The organism is Asticcacaulis sp. AC466 (assembly GCF_000495815.1).
Classification (GTDB): Bacteria; Pseudomonadota; Alphaproteobacteria; order Caulobacterales; family Caulobacteraceae; genus Asticcacaulis.
On sequence record NZ_AWGE01000024.1, the window covers coordinates 51,902 to 69,264 of the forward strand.

The window sequence follows — 17,363 nt, forward strand, 5'->3', positions numbered from 1 at the left end:
ACGCGCCTTACGCTCCTGATTGCAACAATCTGTCCCCAGATCAAAAACCGATCTTCACCCCCGTCTCCGGTTTGACGCGGCTCTCTTCGCGCAGGCGCTCCAGTATCGCCTGGGCGTCCGCCGCCGGGACGTGACGTAGTTGGCGCGCCACCACTGCGAAATCACCGGGCGTGAGGTTGCGCAAGGCGGTAAGCCCCGCCGGGGCCGCCATGCCGAAGAAACGTTCAAAGGCGCGCCGCAGACGCTCCGGCCCCAGGGGCCGCAGGTCGAGCTTGAACACAAACCGGCGCAGCGTCGCCGGGTCCAGTTGCCCTGGATGGTTGGTCGCCGCCACGACCGGCAACGGGTGCCGGTCAAGCCAGGTCAGCATCTCGTTCACCTGGCCCACCTCCCATGACGTGCGCGCCCGCGTGCGGTCGAACAACAACGAATCCGCTTCGTCGAACAGGAGCACGCCGCCCTGACGCCGCGCCTCCTGGAACGCCTCGGCGATCTGTTGTTCGGTTTCCCCGACCCATTTGGACAATAGATCTGACGCCCGTCGCACCAATAGCGGCCGGTCGAGGATATGCGCCAGATGGTGGGCCAGGGCCGTCTTGCCCGTGCCCGGCGGTCCGGTCAGCAGCAGGGATACGTCAAGCGCCTCCAGGTTTCCAAACGCCCCGAACAGGGCATCGAGCGGCCGGTCGGCTTCGTAAAGCGTCAGGTCGAGCGCCCCCGGCCCTTCCGGAGGCAACTCCCCACGGCGCAAGGCGCGCACCAACGATGTCGCCGCGCGGGCGCCGCAATCCCCTTCGCCCGCCAGCCGCCCCGCCCGCATGGCGACGCGCAGAACGCTGGCCGTTTCCGGGGCCTGATCGACCAATTGACCGATAGCCGCGCCGGGCTGGCCGCCCTCATCCCCGGCAATACGCGCCAGAATACGGTGCGCCACCCGGCGCGGCGGCAGGTCGAGCCGCAGGATAAAGCTCATCCGGCGCAATATGGCCGGGTCGAGATTGCCCACGGCATTGGTCACCCAGATAACCGGGGCCGCATTGGTTTCGAGGAGACGGTTGAGAAACACCTTGCTGCCTTCGCGTCCGGAGAACCAGTCCCCCTCCGAGCGACGCACACCGCCGATCAGGTCCTCCATCTCATCGAACAGGACAACGGCCCCGCTGCGGTCGCCTAGCACACGTTGCGCCAACTGAAACGCCAGGACGCGGTCGTGGCGCGTCGGTTCTTCGCCGTCGTCATCGGCTTCGCCCACGGCATGCAGCGGACATCCCGCCGCCGCCGCCAGGACGCGCGCCAGCTCGGTCTTGCCCGTGCCGGGCGGTCCATGGATGAGGATATTCACCCCGGGCGCGCTTTCGCGTTTGGCGCCGTCCAGAAGCCGGACCAAGAACGGTACGTCAGCGACATGGGCAAAGTCGCTCAGATCGAGGCGCGTCTCCTGGCGCGGACCGGTCAGGGCTTCGCCCAGCGTCTCGGGCGCCGGATCGCGGTCGAGCACACGCGCCAGCGGCCAGCGGATATCGATGGGCCCGTCATGTCGCGTCCGGGCCGAAAAGGCGACCAGCCCCAGCTTCAAAACCTCGCTGCGCCGGACGTGGCGCGCGGCATCGGCCGCATCGGCGCCGGCCAGTTCACCCAGCACCGCCGGCAGGTCGCGCACATGCGGCCCCATCACGCACAGAAGGTCGGCCAGACGCGGCAGCCGGTCGCAGGCGATCATCAGGGTCAGCAAACGCGCATCGAACGGCGCGAAATGCAGCAGCCGCCCCAGTTCGTCGGCCAGCTCAAGCACAGCCGGGCGCGGCGCGTTGTTTGCCGGCGCGGCCTCAAGGCTGGCCAGGAAGGTCTTCCAGCCCGGCTTCTTGTCCGCGATGGTCTCGTCCCCCAACACCCACTGAGCATTGAGCCCGGCCCACGCTATCAGTTGGTTTGCCGGTACAGATTTTGGCGCGATGTCGCGTGCGATGCGGAGCATGACGCTCCGGACGATCGAGTGTTCGTTCATTGTCGTATCTTCGTATTGGCTTGACGCAGACGCACGCACGGCGGCGCACGTCTGACGTGGGGCTATTCATATGTTTGGGAACCTGAGCACGGGACCGCACCTGTGGGCCGGCAGTCAGCCGCCTCATAAGTGTACGGTCTGGCGCGCGTGCGGTGGTGGCGTTCCCGCCCCGCCGCGGCGCCGGACGGGCGCTTAGACGAAAGGCAGGATCGCGGCGGGCTTCATGCCCCGGCAGCTATTCGATCCTATCAATCCATACTCTCCATATGGCCGCGATTGGCGCGGCACGATGCGGGCTATAGTTAATTTTGAAACCAGACGCAAGGCGGCAAGCCCCAATGCAACCCAAACACAACCAAGCGTGGCATGATGGCCACACCCGCCCCCCGCTACCGTACCGAAAAGACTTGCCGCGCCAACCCGGACACCTCTAAAGTAAGACGGGGGCATATAGATTAAGGCCAGACCATGCTGAAAAAGACACTTTCCATGACCACCGATTTTCTGAGCAGCGAAGCGGCGGGCGGTATAGTGCTTATGGCGGTCGCGGTCGTCGCCCTCGTGGTCGCCAATTCGCCCCTGGCCGACACCTATTTCCACACGCTCCACCTGTATGTCGGCGGCCTCAGCGTGCTGCACTGGATCAATGACGGCCTGATGGCGATCTTCTTCCTGCTCGTCGGCCTGGAAATCAAACGCGAAGTCCTGACCGGCGAACTGGCCACCTGGTCGCAACGCGCCCTGCCCGGCATCGCGGCCCTGGGCGGCGTCGTCGTGCCGGCGGGCGTCTATCTGCTGTTCAACCTGTCCCACCCCGAAAGCGTCAAGGGCTGGGCCATACCGGCGGCAACCGACATCGCCTTTGCGCTCGGCGTCCTGGCCCTGCTGGGCTCGCGCGTGCCCGCCTCTTTGAAGATATTCCTGACCGCGCTCGCCATTATCGACGATCTGGCGGCCGTCATCATCATCGCCCTGTTCTACACGGCGCAGCTCAATCTGCTCATGCTGGGCGCCGCGCTCGCCGGGTTGCTGGTTCTGTTCGTGTTCAACCGTCTGAAGGTCAAGGCGGTCTGGCTCTACCTGCTGGTCGGGGCCGTCATCTGGTTTTTCACCTTCAAATCCGGCATCCACGCCACCCTGGCCGGCGTGGCCGTGGCACTGTTCATTCCGCTGAATACCCATAAGGCGGCGGGCGATGACCACCATTCGCCCCTGATCCGGCTGGAACACGCCCTGCATAAGCCGGTCGCCTTCCTGATCGTACCCATATTCGGCTTTGCCAATGCCGGTGTCGCCCTGGGCGGGTTCAAGCCGGAAAGCCTGCTCGACCCCGTGCCTCTGGGCGTGGGCTTAGGCCTATTCGTGGGCAAGCAGTTGGGCGTGTTCGCCGCCTCGACCCTGGCCATCAAGACCGGCCTGGCCCGGATGCCAAAGGACACGGGCTGGCTGCAACTCTACGGCCTGGCCATACTGACCGGCATCGGCTTCACCATGAGCCTGTTTATCGGCGGCCTGGCCTTCGCCACCGCGCCCGTGCTTCAGGACGAGGTGAAGATCGGCGTGCTGATCGGCTCCACCCTTTCCGGCGTCATCGGCTATCTGCTGCTGCGCGCCGTCAAGGGTCCGAAAGCGGAATAGCTCCTCCCAAAAATAAGGCACGACTATTGAGGGCCGTTCCAATATACTCTATCTATGGATGTGTCTTTTTTAGGGTAAGGGGATAAGATGATTGGGGCTATTTTTGCGGTCACCTTGCTTGGGCTGAGCGACCGCCCCGCCGTATTGGTGGGTGAAACCGGGCAAGACTATTATAAGCAAAAATTCGAAAGCTATTTGAGCCTTGACGGCATCACGGTCCGGCGCAAATACATTTTTGGTGAATGCCCCGATGTGACATATAGGTCGGCCGGTTACGACATCATTTCCGATCCCAACTACCACACGTCCGTCGATTTTTTCTCGAAGGAACGCATGGCCAGCAAGCCTGAGGACGTCCAGATCATCGTCGCCGAACGGGTTGACGTGACCGGATGCGGGAAATCCCATCGTTTAAATTTCACGGCCTGGCACGACCGCAATAACCTTCTGCCGAATATGGCTTTTTCGACGGACGGCACAACGATCGCATCTCAGCAAGCCCGGCAAGACGCCGACATGATCGCCTTCAATCTGGTTCAAAAGGTGCGGCGCGCGACACCAACCCGTGACACATGCGATATGGTTCCGATTGTCTACAACACGAAGGTAGAACAGGCGCCCAAGGACGATGGCCGCTGGACGGAGATATGGTCCACCGCCTATTGCGAGGTGCGCCACGACGTCAGGATAAGCTTCACCCCCGTGAACGGCGTCGTCCAAGTCAAAGGCGTGGTTATCAACTAAGGGCGCAAAAAAAAGCGTGCAGACGGCAAAAGGCGCGGGCAGCAGCCTGATCATCCGCGAAGGCCCCGCCATGTTGCTGATGGCCACGGGAACCGAAACGCGGCACGGGTTTGCGCTTATTCTGCACCGTAAGGACAGCCCGCCCACCACCCTGGTACACGACTGGATGCCCAAGGGCCTCTGCCCCCCCCTAGCGGCCTATTCCGTTCAATAGCTAATCGCCCACGCTTGACATGGGGGCGCTTGACAGGGGGGCGCTTGAAATAGGCCGCTTGACAGGGCCCGCGCCGATATGCATACTGTGCGATATACAGTGTATGTAACACACTATACGGGACCAAGTATCATGGAGTCTGAGAGCGACCTCTACGAAAGCCTGCGCGCCGAGCTGCGGCGTGGCTCGCTCAGCCTGGCCGTTCTGGCCCGTCTGCGTGTGGAACGCTACGGCTACACCCTGCGTCAGGCCCTGGCCGACGACGGCTTGGATATGGAGGAAAGCACCCTCTATCCGTTGCTGCGGCGGCTGGAATCTCAGGGGCTTCTGGTCAGCGAATGGCGCGAAGAGGAAAAGCGCAAGAAGCGGTTTTACGTCCTGTCGCCCGCCGGCGAGATCATGTTGGCGCGGCTGGTTCAGGAATGGCGGGCGATCAGCGCATCGCTGGAAAAGATTACGGGAAGCCCGGGCGACGCGCCTTCAATTTAACCCAAAAAATTGAAGGCGATAGGCGGAAAAACCTAAAACATTGAGTGGGCAGGAGGCTCAGATGGACATGTTGGAAGACTATCTGCGGGCGGTGTCGCGGTTATTGCCGCGCGCAAAACGCGAAGATATTATCGCCGAATTGCGCGACGAAATCCTGACACGGATCGAAGCGCGCGAAAGCGAGCTGGGGCGGTCGCTCACCCCGGACGAAACCGAAGCGCTGCTGCGTGAATTCGGCCACCCCATCGTCGTGGCGGCGCGCTATCGCGATGAACCGCAATATAGCGTGGGCACGGCCCTCTACCCCTACTGGATCTTCGCGGTGCGCTTCGCCGTGATCCTTGAGGTGGCGATTTCCGTTCTGGTCTTCTTCGGCCGCGTCATCGGCGGGGCCAATCCGGGCGAAGCCTTAGGCACCGCCATCGGCTCCGGCATTACCGGCATGATGACCCTGATCGGCTTCGCCACCGTGGCGGCGTGGATCATCGAACGCAAGGGCATCACCATCGACTATTTTAACACCTGGCGCGTGCGCGACCTGCGTTTCCTCGACTTTGCCGCCTGGGACTGGACCGACGTCAGCGAATGGCTGGCTCCCAAAACCCACCGCGACCGCCGTGCCGATCGCCGCGACCACAGCTATGACTACGCCTATGACTATCGCCCCTTCGCCTGGACCTATCGGCAATCGTCCGCCAGCCGGGGCGTCGCCGCCATCGTCATCGCCGTCGTCTTCATCCTGTGGTGGACGGGTGTGCTCAGCTTCGGACTGACGCCCATCCCCGTCGATTACGCCGCCATGCACGTCGATCCCGGCGCGCTGGCCCAGGTGGACTATCCGGCGCTTAAGGCCGCGCTCTACTGGCCGGTACTGGCCTATTTCCTGGTCCTGGCCGCCTTTGGCGCCGTCGTCCTGACCTATCCGCGCGGCGTGCGGGTGCGCGGCCTGTTCGACATGGCCATCGGCCTGTCGGAGCTCGGACTGGCGGCCTGGGTGTGGACCGCCTCCCCCATCGCGGCCGCCGTGCACATCGACAGCGGCCCCGCCCTGCTCACCCGGATTTCGGCCTTCTTCGAACACCCCATGCCGATCCCGCTCGAACTGGCCGCCACGGTCTTCCTTGTCCTGTTCGCCTTCATCGGCCTGTGCCGCGCCCTGGGCGGCCTGTGGGAACTGATCAGCGGCGCCCCGCGTTACTGGGGCGGATGCTGAGCCGCCAGCCAGGCCTGTACGCGAGCATAACCACGCTCCGCCGCGATTTCGGAAACGGACCAGCCCGATCTCCTGACGGTCGGGTCGGCGCCCGCCTTAAGCAGGACCAGCATATTGTCCTCACTGACATCGGCGTAAAATAGCGGCGTAGCGCCCTGCTCATTTTTCGCGTTCACATTCGCCCCGCGGTCGATCAGGTACTGGATAAAATCCGGTGTGCCGTCGGACGCGGCGCGGAACAGAAGGGTCGTGCCATCGGACCCGTCCAATGGCCAACGCTCATTCGGTGCCAGAGGCAGCAGCACGGGCCAGGGCACGCCTCGACGGCGGGCCTTCCGCTTATTCGTCTCTGCGCAGACAACGTATTTGCACGTTACCCCGGAACACATTTGGCGGAACTGAGATAAGCTTTCACTACTGCATCTCTTTCACCAGCCTCCGGAAGGCTATCTCGTACAAGCGCCTCAACTTCCTGTACCGCATTTTGGCATGTGCCAACAATCGCAACTTGGTAAGTCGGAGCCCCTTCGAGGCCAGGTCCCACCCCTACAGGTCCCCCTCGTATCTGCCTGGATGTCGCACTCCGAACTAGCGCACGTCGGAAGTCCGCATTCCTTTCTGAGCTGCGCTCGACGGCGAAGTTGACCTTGGAAAAAATCATTTGAGCCTCGTCGTTTCCGGTTGTCACGTCTTTTTTGTAACAACCTGCTGCTGAAACTGCCAACAAGGCGAGGATAAGTATTTTCATTAGATTACCTAAACATTACAGTCGTTTGTAATCATTTCAATCTGGATATCCGTTACTGCGTCACGACTTCCAAATACGCCATAATAACCCTCTCGTAACACGCCAGTCGTAACACCCGACGGAGATTGCCCAACTGATTTAAATACGAAGTCGGGGTGATAGTAGGATGTAACAGCGCTGGTCGCAAAATCTCCTCTATGTTCCCTTGCTTTTTCACGTGACAATCTACCGATTGTTGCCTGCCACAGTTTTTCCAGCTTGTGAAAGCAGATCGGCAATATAATACCAAACACGGGCATTCCTCATCGATTTCTGATAACCGAATCCCTAGTCTGGCCGCATCTGAGGAGCCCCATCATGTCGTATCAAGACGCCTATAGCCGGATCAGCAACGCTATTCCCGGCCATTACACCTTCGCTTTGGACCAGTATGACACGGCCATTGAATTCCTGCGCGACATGCGTCGCTACGAAGGCCTGTGCCGGTCCAAGAATTACGGCTTTCTGCCGCAACTCACCGAAGACGGCGAGACGCCCTTCAACGGCTTTAGCGTCACGGTCGAACGCCGCCCATTCGAAGGTCCGTTCGAAGCCCTGTCGATCCGGTCGCGCGTAATCCCGCGCGGGTAAGCCGTTCGGGGGGCACGGGCGCGACCACAATCCTGCATTGTTAGAGTCAAAGCCGGAAAAATTGCATTTTTTGCACGCTGCTTTTTTACGCAAGTCTACGTTTGGCAAAATAGTCTTTTTTGAAAACTATTCTAAATTTAACGAAATCGAATCATGAGCTTGATTTAATAACCAATTTCTTCACCTTAAAGGTGTAATGATGCCGCCGACATATCTTAGGGGCGGCGGCCGTGAGACAAAACACCTTGGCAACCATTGCGTGCCGGTTTGATGACGTGGCGACACGTCCGACCGGTTTCGTCTGGTTACGGATCATCCTTTCATTGAATATTGCCTTGTGGCATTCGGTCCTGGTCAGCGACGGCAACGGCTGGCTTCACTTCGAACTGCCCGGTGTGTTCGCTAACAACCCGTGTCCGGACATGGTCAATCTGTCCCTCTGGACGCTGCCGTTCGAACTGGCCTGTTATGTGATTTTGGTTCTGGTGCTGATGACGCGCAACGCGTTCGGCGGTCACGTCTTGACGGCCTTGATCGCAGGCTTGCAACTTATCCTTTTCCTGCCCTTTCTCGACAGCCTCCCCAATGAGGACATCTTGGGCCCGCAACTGAGCCTGTGCTTCCTCGTCGGCGCAGCGTTGTACATTCATCGTCGCCGCATCCCCTTCCACGGGTCGCTGGCCTTGGCCGCGCTGATCGCCACGGTGTTGTTGCTCGAACTGCCGGGCGGCATCTCGCTCGTGCCGCTGCCGGCCGCCTATCTGACCGTCTATATCGGCCTGTTGACGCCGCAACTGCCGAAGATACTGAAAACGGGCGACTATTCCTATGGCATCTATCTCTACAGCTTCCCGATCCAGCAGGCGGTCGCGAGCCAGGCCTGGGCGCACACCTGGTGGATCAACGCCCTGATCAGCCTGCCCCTGACGCTATTGGCGGCGGCCGCTTCCTATCATTTCCTGGAGCGCCACATGGCGGCGCTCAAACCCTATGTGCGACGGCTAGAAGACGGCCTGTTCCACCGGTCGAACCCGTTCAAGCGCTTGCGGCCCTGGCTGCGCCTGACGTCGCGGCGGCGGATACGGCACACACGCGTCGTTCGCAACACGGCCTGACAGCGCGCCTCGCCATCTATCGCGTGATCGCCTATCCTATGGCATAAAGCACCTGTACCGTCGCCAGGGGGGAGACATGCCAGAACTCGATATTGCCGACGCCATCGTCACCCGCCGGTTCGACCTGAAGGACGACCGTCATGTCGACATCTTCATCTGGGCGCCAAGCCTGAATGGGGCCGACACGTATGACTGTCACTACCGCATATCCGGCATAGGCCGCGGTTCGACACTCTTCGCCCGTGGCCTAGACGGCGTGCAAGCCCTGCATCTCGCCCTTATGGCCGTCGGCCACCGCCTCTATGCCTCCGCCGAGTATCAGGCGGGACATCTGACCTATCTGGGCCGTCGCGACCTGTGCCTGCCTCATGGACCGGGCGAACGCCCCGTCTTCAACGACCATGAAAAGGCCGATCTGCTCTGCGAGCCAGGCGACATTTGCGTGCTGGCCATGCCCGACCTGAGGTTTCCCTTCATCGCCCTGCCGGGTGAACAGGCGTATCGGCTCATCGAAAACCTCACCCGGATCGCCGACCAGATACCCGTCAATGCGCTGGCCCGAAAAAGACTATCCAATCTCCTGGATGGCATGAATGCGTACCAGAGATATTACGAAGCGGTCTGCCGCAACGCCGGCATGCCGCCCGCCTACGACACGGCGGACAGATAGCGCGATATCGCCCCACCTTCCCTTCGCACCACCGCCGGTCTAGCCTCGCCCAAAGGGGTGAGTCGCATGAAAACCGAGCGGGCCGTCGGGCCGGATATATTGCGCGGATTGGCCATATTACTGGTCATGAGCTGGCATTTTCCCGCGGTCGATTACCCGCCGCTGTTTCAGCACATCAAGGATTTTGGCTGGCTGGGCGTCGATGTCTTCTTCGTCCTCAGCGGCTTTCTCATCGGCTCGGAACTCCTGCGCCCCGTCGCGGGCGGCACCGCACCGGACCTGCGCGTCTTCTACATCAAACGCGCGTTTCGCATCCTGCCGGTCTTTTGGCTGATCCTGACGCTCTACGCCCTGTTTCCGATCCTGCGTGAACGCGAGGCGATGTCGCCGCTGTGGCGCTACCTCACCTTCACGCTCAATCTCGGCCTCGATGCCAAGACTTTCGGCACCTTCACCCACGCCTGGTCCCTGTGTGTCGAAGAACATTTCTATCTGGTCTTACCCGCGCTTGTCCTGGTCCTCAGGCGCTTTCGCACGCCATGGCCGGCGGTCGTGGCGGCCGTCGCCGTCCTGATCGGCGGCATGGTTTTGCGTCATGTCCTGTGGTCGGACTGGACAGCGACGAGTGGCGAACCCGTCAGCTTTTTCACCTCGATCTATTACCCCACCTATACCCGCCTCGATGGCCTGCTCATGGGGGTGTGTCTGGCGGCGGTGCGCCTGTTCTATGCCGATGCCTGGACCCGCTATGCCCGACCGGTCATCACCCTGCCGCTGGGCATAGTCTGTCTGGGCATCACCGGCTATCTCAACCAGATCGACGGCGTCATCCTGTCTGAGACGGGCAGTGTCGTCTTTTACCCGCTGTTTTCGCTGGGCGTGGCGCTTGTGCTATCGGCCATTCTGGACAGCGAACGCTTCGTCAAACCGGCGCGGTGGAGCGGCATCGGCTATATCGCCGCCATCTCCTACAGCCTCTATCTGTCGCACAAGATGGTCGTCCACCTCGATACCCTGTTCCTGCCAAAGGCCTGGATGACCGGCTGGTCACAGGTTGCCATCTACTATGTCACCAGCATCGCCGTCGCCAGCCTGCTCTACGTCGCCGTCGAGCGCCCCTTTATGGCCGCACGCGACCGGCTTCTCCGGCGTGGCAGGTGGGCATAAGCCCTTACGCGTTTCGGAAAGCGAGTTATACCAAAACTCATGACCTTCAACTCATGACGTTTTGGCCATGACGTATGGTAAAGGGCGACTGCCCGCCGCCGCTTATGCGGCGAGCCATGCGGCGTCTGAGCTGAAACAGCGAATACCAATGAAGCGGTTCTAAACCGCGCACATGGGTATTAAGCCAGCATATTGCGCTTGTGCGCCGGTAGTTTCTTGCGCCCCGGCTTGGGTGCGGGCGGCGGAGGCGGCGGTGGTAGAGGCGTCACAGCATCGGGTGCAGCCTCGGCGTCAGGCTGAGGCACCGGTTCGGCGGCGGCGGGAAGCGGCGCGCTGCCTGCCTTATCGGCGTCGTTGAGGGCTGCGGCCACCACAGCAGCCGGGCCTGTCTTTTTGCCAAAGGGCGACGGCGGCCGCCACGGCTTACCCTGCGGTCCGGGCATATATTGCGCTTCCAGTTGCCGGACATAGAGGGCCGAATCGGCGCGCGCCAGTTCTTCCTGAGCGGCGCGGATCATCCCCTTCACGTGGGCTTCGTCGGCCCAGAAGACGCGGAAACGATTGAGCGCTTCCCAGACGGCGATCATCTGTTCTTCGGCCGACATCGGCACCTTGACCTTGGCGGGCTTGTGCTCCGGAGGCTTTGGCGCTTCCGGCGCCGGCAGCGCCTTTTCCAGCGCGGCCACCGTCTTGCCCGGCTTGTCGACCAGGGCGATGACGTGCCCCAGGCGGTTGTGCACTTCTTCCTGGACCTGAGCAGCGCGCTCGATAATCTGAAGCCCGCGCGATTTCAGCGCCAGGTCCAGCTTGTGCCGGATGCTGTCATAGATGGCGTCCACCGACCGCTTCTTCGCCAGATCGAGCCGCTGCTGCGCATTGTTACGGCCGATATAGGCCCCGATCAGGGCAGCAACCACAATGGCGACGAACAGACCGATGCCGATATAGATGTAGATCGGATCGATATAGGACACATCCAGGTCCGAATAATACGGATCCTGAGGCGCGTCATGGAAGGTGCCATCGAAATCGGGCTCGGAAAACCAAAGGACCATGATCAGGCTCTTACCGGCGTGTCGGTGGGACGCGGCGGCGGCGTCCAGGCGGGCTGATCGATCAACTGGTTACGCGCGTCTTCCAAGGCGCCGGCCATGGTGCGCGTGCTTTTCCATTCGTCATGAAGGGCGTTGAGCGCCACGTACATGTTGGCGGCATGGCTGAGTTGCGGCGGCAAGGCGGCGGGTGGCGAGACAGCGGGGGCTGGCGCGACCTGGCCCACTGCGCCTCCAGGGACAGCGGACGCCACCACACCGGGGGCTAAATGTCCGTTGGGCACGTTGCTGACGGCGATATTGATGATGGTGCCGGAATTGTTGTCGCCAACGCCGATCGCGCCGGCGCCCGGCGGGGCATCGACCTCCTTCACGCCGGACAGCGCCTTATCGAGGGCCGAGGACATTTCGCGGATCGCCTTGCCGCACTCGCGCGACTTGCCGGTCAAGCTGTCGATCAGGCCGATGACATCGGGCGTCAGGGTGCCGGGGGTTTCATAGGCGCGATCCATGGCCCGGCGCGACGCCATTTCGACCAACCGAACACTTTTCACATGGGCGAAAAAGCCGTCCCACTGCCGCTTGCGCGTGGCGCGGTACACCATCAATCCGACCGCCACCATGATGACGATGAGAATCACCGCGCCGATCAGCGGCAGGTCATGATAGAAGATGGGATCGCTGGGGAAGTCGCTCGGCGCCTGAGTGGGCGCGTCAAAACCGTCATGCATTTTGAAACCCTCCCCCAATATGGCAACCCTGCCGGATGACCCGCCGAAAGGTTAACAAGCCGAAAGGTTAACAGATTGCCAAACCCGAGGGAAGCGCACAACGGCTAAATTGCGAACCCGCGCCGGAAAGATCAGCCTTCGACGCCATTTTGCGCCTTGAGCGCGGCGTCTTCGACACGGCGCAGCAGCTTCTTGAACTGCGTCACCTCTTCCGGCGAAAAATCGGCCAGCATGATCTTTTCGTATTCCGCCGCCGCCGGAGCGACATCGGCATACAGCCGCTCGCCCTCATGGGTCAGAATCAGGTGGTGCGACCGGCCGTCATGTTCGTGCGGGGCGCGCGTGATCAGGCGGCGTTTGGCCAGGCTCTGGGCCGCGCGCGAAATCGTCACCTTATCCATGCCACCGCGCTTGACCAGCGCCTGCTGCGTGGACGGACCGTCTTCGCGCAGAATGAAGATCAGCCGCCATTCCGGGATTTTGAGCCCGTACAGACTCTCATAGGCTGTCGCAATCAGTGTGCTGACCGCGTTTGAAGCCACGGCCAGCCGGTAGGGCATGTATTCGTCGAGAGTAAGCGAATCTTGGGGCATCAAAACAAATCCTTCGTAGGGAAGCTACTATTTGCCAGCAGGCGATTCCAATTACAAATCAGTTATTATCAGGGTTTTATCTATTTTCACTAATCCAGCAAGGGAACTCGACCTTGCGGCCGCATCCATACCGGCCTGAATACGGCCCCTTACACGCGCACGCCTATCCGCCCACGGCCGTCCAGACGAAGCGCACCCCGTCCTTGGCGTCCGATTGCGGCCCCGGACTGGCGGCGGTGACGACATGGCTGACCGGATCGATGCGTAGGAAGCGGTTGGTCACGAGCGACATCAGCACCAGTTCGCCCGTGGGCGTTTCAATCCACTGAAAGCTCTGGGCCACGCCCGGCGGCCCGTCGCTCAGCGCAACCGGGCCGTCGGTGGCGACGCTCACATACCGGTCCCCGCTTTTGAGCGCCACCCGCCCCAGCCCCATATCGACCACAGTGACATCGGACGGCTTGCCATCCGCTATCCCCATGCCCGTTGTCGCGCCGAACCCGCTCAGACGGATCGACCGCCCATAGGGGATCGGCCGCATCAACCCGTGCGGATGCGGCTGATCGACGCTAAAGGCGTCGAAATCGGCATATCCGCCCGGCTTGCCCGCCGCGTTATAGGCAAACAAACTGTAGCGCACGCCCTGGAACGTCTTGAGCTGGAATACCATGGTGAAAGATGCGCCCAACGGCGTAAACGTCCGCCCATCGATCGAATAGCTGAACCGCGCCGTTTCGCTCATGAAATCGCAATCGGCCCTGAGCCAAATCCGTTTGGCGGTGGTGGAGACGCGCGCGGCAGCGCCCGTCTGCTGGTCGAACTGGACCACGCTCAGCCCGCCCGCATCGCGTTCCACGCCGATCCAGGCATAGGGCTGATTGAGCAGCCCCAGCCCCGCCACATCGCCCACCGCCAGATGCGACGCATCCAGCACCGCGGTCGGCGTGGACATCGGCCCGATGGCGCGTTGCGTCAGGGTGTTGCGCGCCTGCCAGAAACTGTCCGCCGCCAGACTATGCAGCCGCAGATACCCCGGCCGTTCGCTCAGCGACCATTTGTCCGCCACCGGCACGTGGTTCCATTGCCAGACAGGGATCAGTTGCTTGCCCGAAAAATCGTCATTGCGGACATAGGGCACCCGGACCGGCTGCACCGCCTCGGTTTTGGGCTTGACCCAGGTGCGCGGTGTGCGCCCCAGATTGCCCGGCAGCCCGAAATAAGGCCATCCGTCCTTCCACGTAATCGGCGACAGGCTGGTCAGCCGCCCGACCGAATTATAGTCCATCATCGAAAAGCCCCACCACTCACCGGCGGGCGTTTCGATCACCCCGCCCTGATGCAGCGACATGCGGCCATTGGGTTGTGGATTAGGTGGGCTGATCGTGAAGGGCGGCGTCTTGCCGCTTTCACGATAGCCTTGCGCCAGGCCGAAATCCTCATCAATGCTGATGGCCGGATTGACCTCGTACGGGCCTTCGATCCGATCGGCACGGGCGGCGGGCATACGCATGCGCCCTTCGTACCAGGCGCTGGTGATGAAATACTTGCCCTTCAGCTTATAGAAGTGGACGCCCTCCCCCATGCCTGCCCCGGCCGGGATGATTTCGCGCTCTGTCCCCGCCACGATATCGGTCATGTCCGGCGTCAGTTGCGCCATGCGGATGCCCTGATAGCCCCAGATGACGTAGGCCTTACCGTCGTCGTCGAACAAGACCGACAGGTCGTGCAAGGACCGCTTCATCGCCTTGCGCGTCCACGGCCCCTTCGGATCGGTGGCGGTGAAAACCTGGGTCGTCTGGCCGTTGACATTGGAAAAGATGTAAAAGACACCGTCATGGTAACGGAAGGTCGGCGCCCATATCCCCTGGCCGTAGACGCTCTGGCCGTTTTCCAGCCGGTAGGCGGGCCCCAGGTCGAGCGTATCGAGCGCATAGGCGACAAATTCCCAGTTGACCAGATCCTTCGACCTCAGGATGGGCAAACCCGGCATGGCATGCATGGTGGTGCCGGTCATGTAGAAATAGTCGCCGACATGGATCACGTCCGGGTCGGAAAATTCGTCGTAAAACAATGGATTGGTAAAGGTGCCATTGCCGTTGTCGGCGGTCCAGGTGCGCGGGCTGTCGCCGGCTGCGGGCGCGGCGGCTAAGCACATCGACGAAACAGCGGACAGCGCGATGGCGGCCGCCAGTACGAACACTCTCATGGCAATTCTCCCTGTTTTTTACCTTATCGCCATCCCCCGGCCAAAAGGCAATCAAAACGTCAGACAATTGGAAATGAAGGCGTACCCCCTGCGTCGTTTTTTCCCCTTGCCACCATCAGTGGCATCTGGTTCAACCGGGCCCTGACTCGATATTCTGAGGGGGGATCATGAAAACGCTGCTCATCACCGCCGCCATCGCGGCCCTGTCCGTCCAGACCGCCCATGCCGAAACGGCGCAATATAACTGGGCCGTGCGCGTAATCGACTTTAGCGCCGTGTCGCCCTTTTGCATCTTTTTTGGCTTCGACACCTCCACAGACAGGGTGGAGAGCGGCTTGAAAAAGGCGATGCAAGACGCCGTCAACGCGTCCAGTTGGCCAAACACAACAAACCTCCAGCTTCAAAACAATCTGACGGACGCCCTTTCGCGCATGCAATCGACGTCCGGGCAGCTGAAGGTCGGAGGCAAGTCGGCCGATAGCTTGCGCAGCCTGGAAGCCGTCATGACGGCGACCTATCCGACCTGTGCCGCCTATGCCAACGACATCTACTTCAAACCCTATATCCAGAACGGTCCGTTTCAGCTCTCTGGCCGTCCGGCCACCGCCCTCGACTTCGTAAAATTCAAGGCCGAAAATGGCAGCGCCAAATTTATGGTCATCCTGTCGGGGCTCTATGGCGAAGGCGCTATCGGCGGCAAGCCGGACCGGCAAAACGCCTTTGTCTGGATGCGCAAGGCCGGTCTGGCGGGCGACGCGGATGCGGCGGGCGTGACCGCCGGCGACTACGCTGTGGGTAACGGTACGCAAAAAGATCTGGTTCAGGCGGAACAATGGCACCGTATGGCCATCGCCATGGGCGGCGGCGATCCGGCCGCCCTGGCCCAGCTGGAAAAGACCATGACCCCCGCCCAGATCGCCGAAGGCAAGGCCGCCGCCCACAAATGGCTGGCCGAAAACGAGTACGAATAGAGGCTTGGGGAAACGCACATAACGGGGCGGGCATTTAACAGAAGGCGAAATAGCACCGAAGCGCAAATCGACGCGATCGGCTGTAATACCTAATTTTTTGCGTGATGTCCGCCATTGGCCCGTACCGGACTCGTGCCCGTTAACGTTTTGCGAAAAGCGGAAGTGAATTCGGCTCCGATGCGCTATCCGGCTGTTTCTTTGAATCGGTGAAACCTGATGCTGCTCGGACCCGTTTGAGCCGAAGCCGACTCATTGGCAGTTTGGGGTCAAACAATTCTGACCAGTATCGCGGCAGAAAAGACAAAATTGACACTGGTTATTGCCACCAGCCGTCCAATTTATGCTAGGGTTAACTCACGTGTCGCCGATGCCGCGGCAATCGTAATAACATACAGATGGAGCCAGCATTGGCAGAACTAGCATCTCAACCGACTTCGATTCAGTCAATCTATGGAATGTATTCCAACGAGCGGCTGTTCGTTAATCGTCGTTACCAAAGGAAGCTGGTGTGGACTTTAGAAGAAAAGCAAAAACTGGTCGAATCTGTTCTTAGAAAATACCCTGTTCCTGCAATATTGTTAGCAGAAAAGGATGAAGATCCTGGGCGGTACGAAATCATAGACGGCCTACAAAGACTGAATGCACTCGTATCATTTATCGAGGGTACGTTTTCGTTAGTAGATGGTCGTTATTTTCTTATTTCAGCTTTTCCAACTGCCAAGGTTCGTTGGGATGCTGGCGATTTTTCTCCTCTTTCGCAAGAGCAGGTCATAACAACTGCTGAAGCGACCACCTTATTGGACTACACCTTAGCCTTGTCTATTATGCGTAAAGCGAGTGACGACGAGGTTGACGATGTTTTCGACCGTATCAACTCCTATGGGCACCGATTGAGCGAGCAAGAGCGCCGGCAATCGGGGATCCAAAATGAGTTTTCTGACATGGTTCGAGAGTTGGCGTGCAAAATAAGAGGGGATGGTTCCCCATCGGTTATGCCTCTTCGCATGATGCCGGAAATTTCCATCGACCTGCCAATGACTAAACACGGTTATGATGTTAAGGCGGATAGCGTCTTTTGGTGCCAGCAGGGCATTCTTCGCGCTACGGATCTTCGCGACAGCATGGATGAACAATGCGTGGCAGATATTGCGGGCTCAATCATCTCCGGCACCGTTCT

Annotated in this window: 17 protein-coding genes; 11 read left to right on the forward strand and 6 right to left on the reverse strand. The window is 60.6% G+C overall.

The window, feature by feature from the left end; genetic code table 11:
- Positions 1-40: 40 nt before the first annotated feature.
- A complete protein-coding gene (locus AEAC466_RS41940; RefSeq protein WP_023459992.1) occupies positions 41-2,005 on the reverse strand; it encodes an AAA family ATPase in 1,965 nt (654 codons plus the stop codon).
- A gap of 468 nt (positions 2,006-2,473) precedes the next feature.
- Here AEAC466_RS41940 and nhaA point away from each other — a divergent pair, with 468 nt between their 5' ends.
- From nhaA to AEAC466_RS41965, 5 genes are all read left to right on the forward strand, one after another.
- Complete coding sequence (nhaA, locus tag AEAC466_RS41945) at positions 2,474-3,643, forward strand: Na+/H+ antiporter NhaA (RefSeq protein WP_023459993.1); 1,170 nt, start codon at positions 2,474-2,476, stop codon at positions 3,641-3,643.
- An 87-nt stretch (positions 3,644-3,730) separates the two neighbouring features.
- Positions 3,731-4,387 (forward strand): hypothetical protein, encoded by a 657-nt coding sequence (locus tag AEAC466_RS41950; RefSeq protein WP_023459994.1) that lies wholly within the window; start codon positions 3,731-3,733, stop codon positions 4,385-4,387.
- Between the two features lie 16 nt (positions 4,388-4,403).
- The gene (locus tag AEAC466_RS41955) at positions 4,404-4,601 is read left to right on the forward strand and encodes a hypothetical protein (RefSeq protein ID WP_023459995.1); all 198 of its coding nucleotides are present in this window, start codon (positions 4,404-4,406) and stop codon (positions 4,599-4,601) included.
- A 132-nt stretch (positions 4,602-4,733) separates the two neighbouring features.
- Positions 4,734-5,090 (forward strand): PadR family transcriptional regulator, encoded by a 357-nt coding sequence (locus AEAC466_RS41960; protein WP_023459996.1) that lies wholly within the window; start codon positions 4,734-4,736, stop codon positions 5,088-5,090.
- Positions 5,091-5,151: 61 nt separating this feature from the next.
- Entirely contained in the window at positions 5,152-6,303 is a 1,152-nt protein-coding gene (locus AEAC466_RS41965; RefSeq protein WP_023459997.1) for an HAAS signaling domain-containing protein, read from the forward strand.
- Here AEAC466_RS41965 and AEAC466_RS44005 read toward each other — a convergent pair.
- Positions 6,285-6,608, reverse strand: a complete 324-nt coding sequence (locus tag AEAC466_RS44005) for an ankyrin repeat domain-containing protein (RefSeq protein ID WP_023459998.1) — start codon at positions 6,606-6,608, stop codon at positions 6,285-6,287. The two genes, AEAC466_RS41965 and AEAC466_RS44005, sit on opposite strands and share 19 nt — an antisense overlap.
- 800 nt (positions 6,609-7,408) lie before the next feature.
- On the opposite strand from AEAC466_RS44005, the gene AEAC466_RS41970 reads away from it, so the two are divergent.
- From AEAC466_RS41970 to AEAC466_RS41980, 4 genes are all read left to right on the forward strand, one after another.
- Positions 7,409-7,681, forward strand: a complete 273-nt coding sequence (locus AEAC466_RS41970) for a hypothetical protein (RefSeq protein WP_023459999.1) — start codon at positions 7,409-7,411, stop codon at positions 7,679-7,681.
- A 230-nt stretch (positions 7,682-7,911) separates the two neighbouring features.
- Positions 7,912-8,796 carry an acyltransferase family protein gene (locus AEAC466_RS0122925; protein ID WP_162148979.1) on the forward strand — a complete coding sequence of 295 codons (885 nt, stop codon included), beginning with the start codon at positions 7,912-7,914 and terminating at the stop codon, positions 8,794-8,796.
- A 76-nt stretch (positions 8,797-8,872) separates the two neighbouring features.
- On the forward strand, positions 8,873-9,466 hold the full coding sequence (locus AEAC466_RS41975) for a DUF6968 family protein (protein WP_023460001.1): 594 nt from the start codon (positions 8,873-8,875) through the stop codon (positions 9,464-9,466).
- A 66-nt stretch (positions 9,467-9,532) separates the two neighbouring features.
- Positions 9,533-10,633 (forward strand): acyltransferase family protein, encoded by a 1,101-nt coding sequence (locus AEAC466_RS41980; RefSeq protein ID WP_023460002.1) that lies wholly within the window; start codon positions 9,533-9,535, stop codon positions 10,631-10,633.
- A 179-nt stretch (positions 10,634-10,812) separates the two neighbouring features.
- Here AEAC466_RS41980 and AEAC466_RS41985 read toward each other — a convergent pair whose 3' ends face one another.
- The 4 genes from AEAC466_RS41985 to AEAC466_RS42000 form a co-directional block, all read right to left on the reverse strand.
- A complete protein-coding gene (locus AEAC466_RS41985; protein WP_023460003.1) occupies positions 10,813-11,688 on the reverse strand; it encodes a hypothetical protein in 876 nt (291 codons plus the stop codon).
- Positions 11,689-11,690: 2 nt separating this feature from the next.
- The gene (locus AEAC466_RS41990) at positions 11,691-12,416 is read right to left on the reverse strand and encodes a hypothetical protein (RefSeq protein WP_023460004.1); all 726 of its coding nucleotides are present in this window, start codon (positions 12,414-12,416) and stop codon (positions 11,691-11,693) included.
- Positions 12,417-12,547: 131 nt separating this feature from the next.
- Positions 12,548-13,009: a MarR family winged helix-turn-helix transcriptional regulator gene (locus tag AEAC466_RS41995; protein ID WP_023460005.1), complete on the reverse strand. Its 462-nt coding sequence runs from the start codon at positions 13,007-13,009 to the stop codon at positions 12,548-12,550.
- Between the two features lie 163 nt (positions 13,010-13,172).
- Positions 13,173-15,215, reverse strand: a complete 2,043-nt coding sequence (locus AEAC466_RS42000) for a glycoside hydrolase family 43 protein (protein ID WP_035430440.1) — start codon at positions 15,213-15,215, stop codon at positions 13,173-13,175.
- A 167-nt stretch (positions 15,216-15,382) separates the two neighbouring features.
- Between AEAC466_RS42000 and AEAC466_RS44010 the strand changes: the two genes are divergently transcribed.
- The gene (locus AEAC466_RS44010) at positions 15,383-16,186 is read left to right on the forward strand and encodes a sel1 repeat family protein (RefSeq protein WP_023460007.1); all 804 of its coding nucleotides are present in this window, start codon (positions 15,383-15,385) and stop codon (positions 16,184-16,186) included.
- A 407-nt stretch (positions 16,187-16,593) separates the two neighbouring features.
- Positions 16,594-17,363 (forward strand): DUF262 domain-containing protein (locus AEAC466_RS42010; protein ID WP_035430450.1); only part of this gene is annotated, 770 nt, incomplete at its 3' end.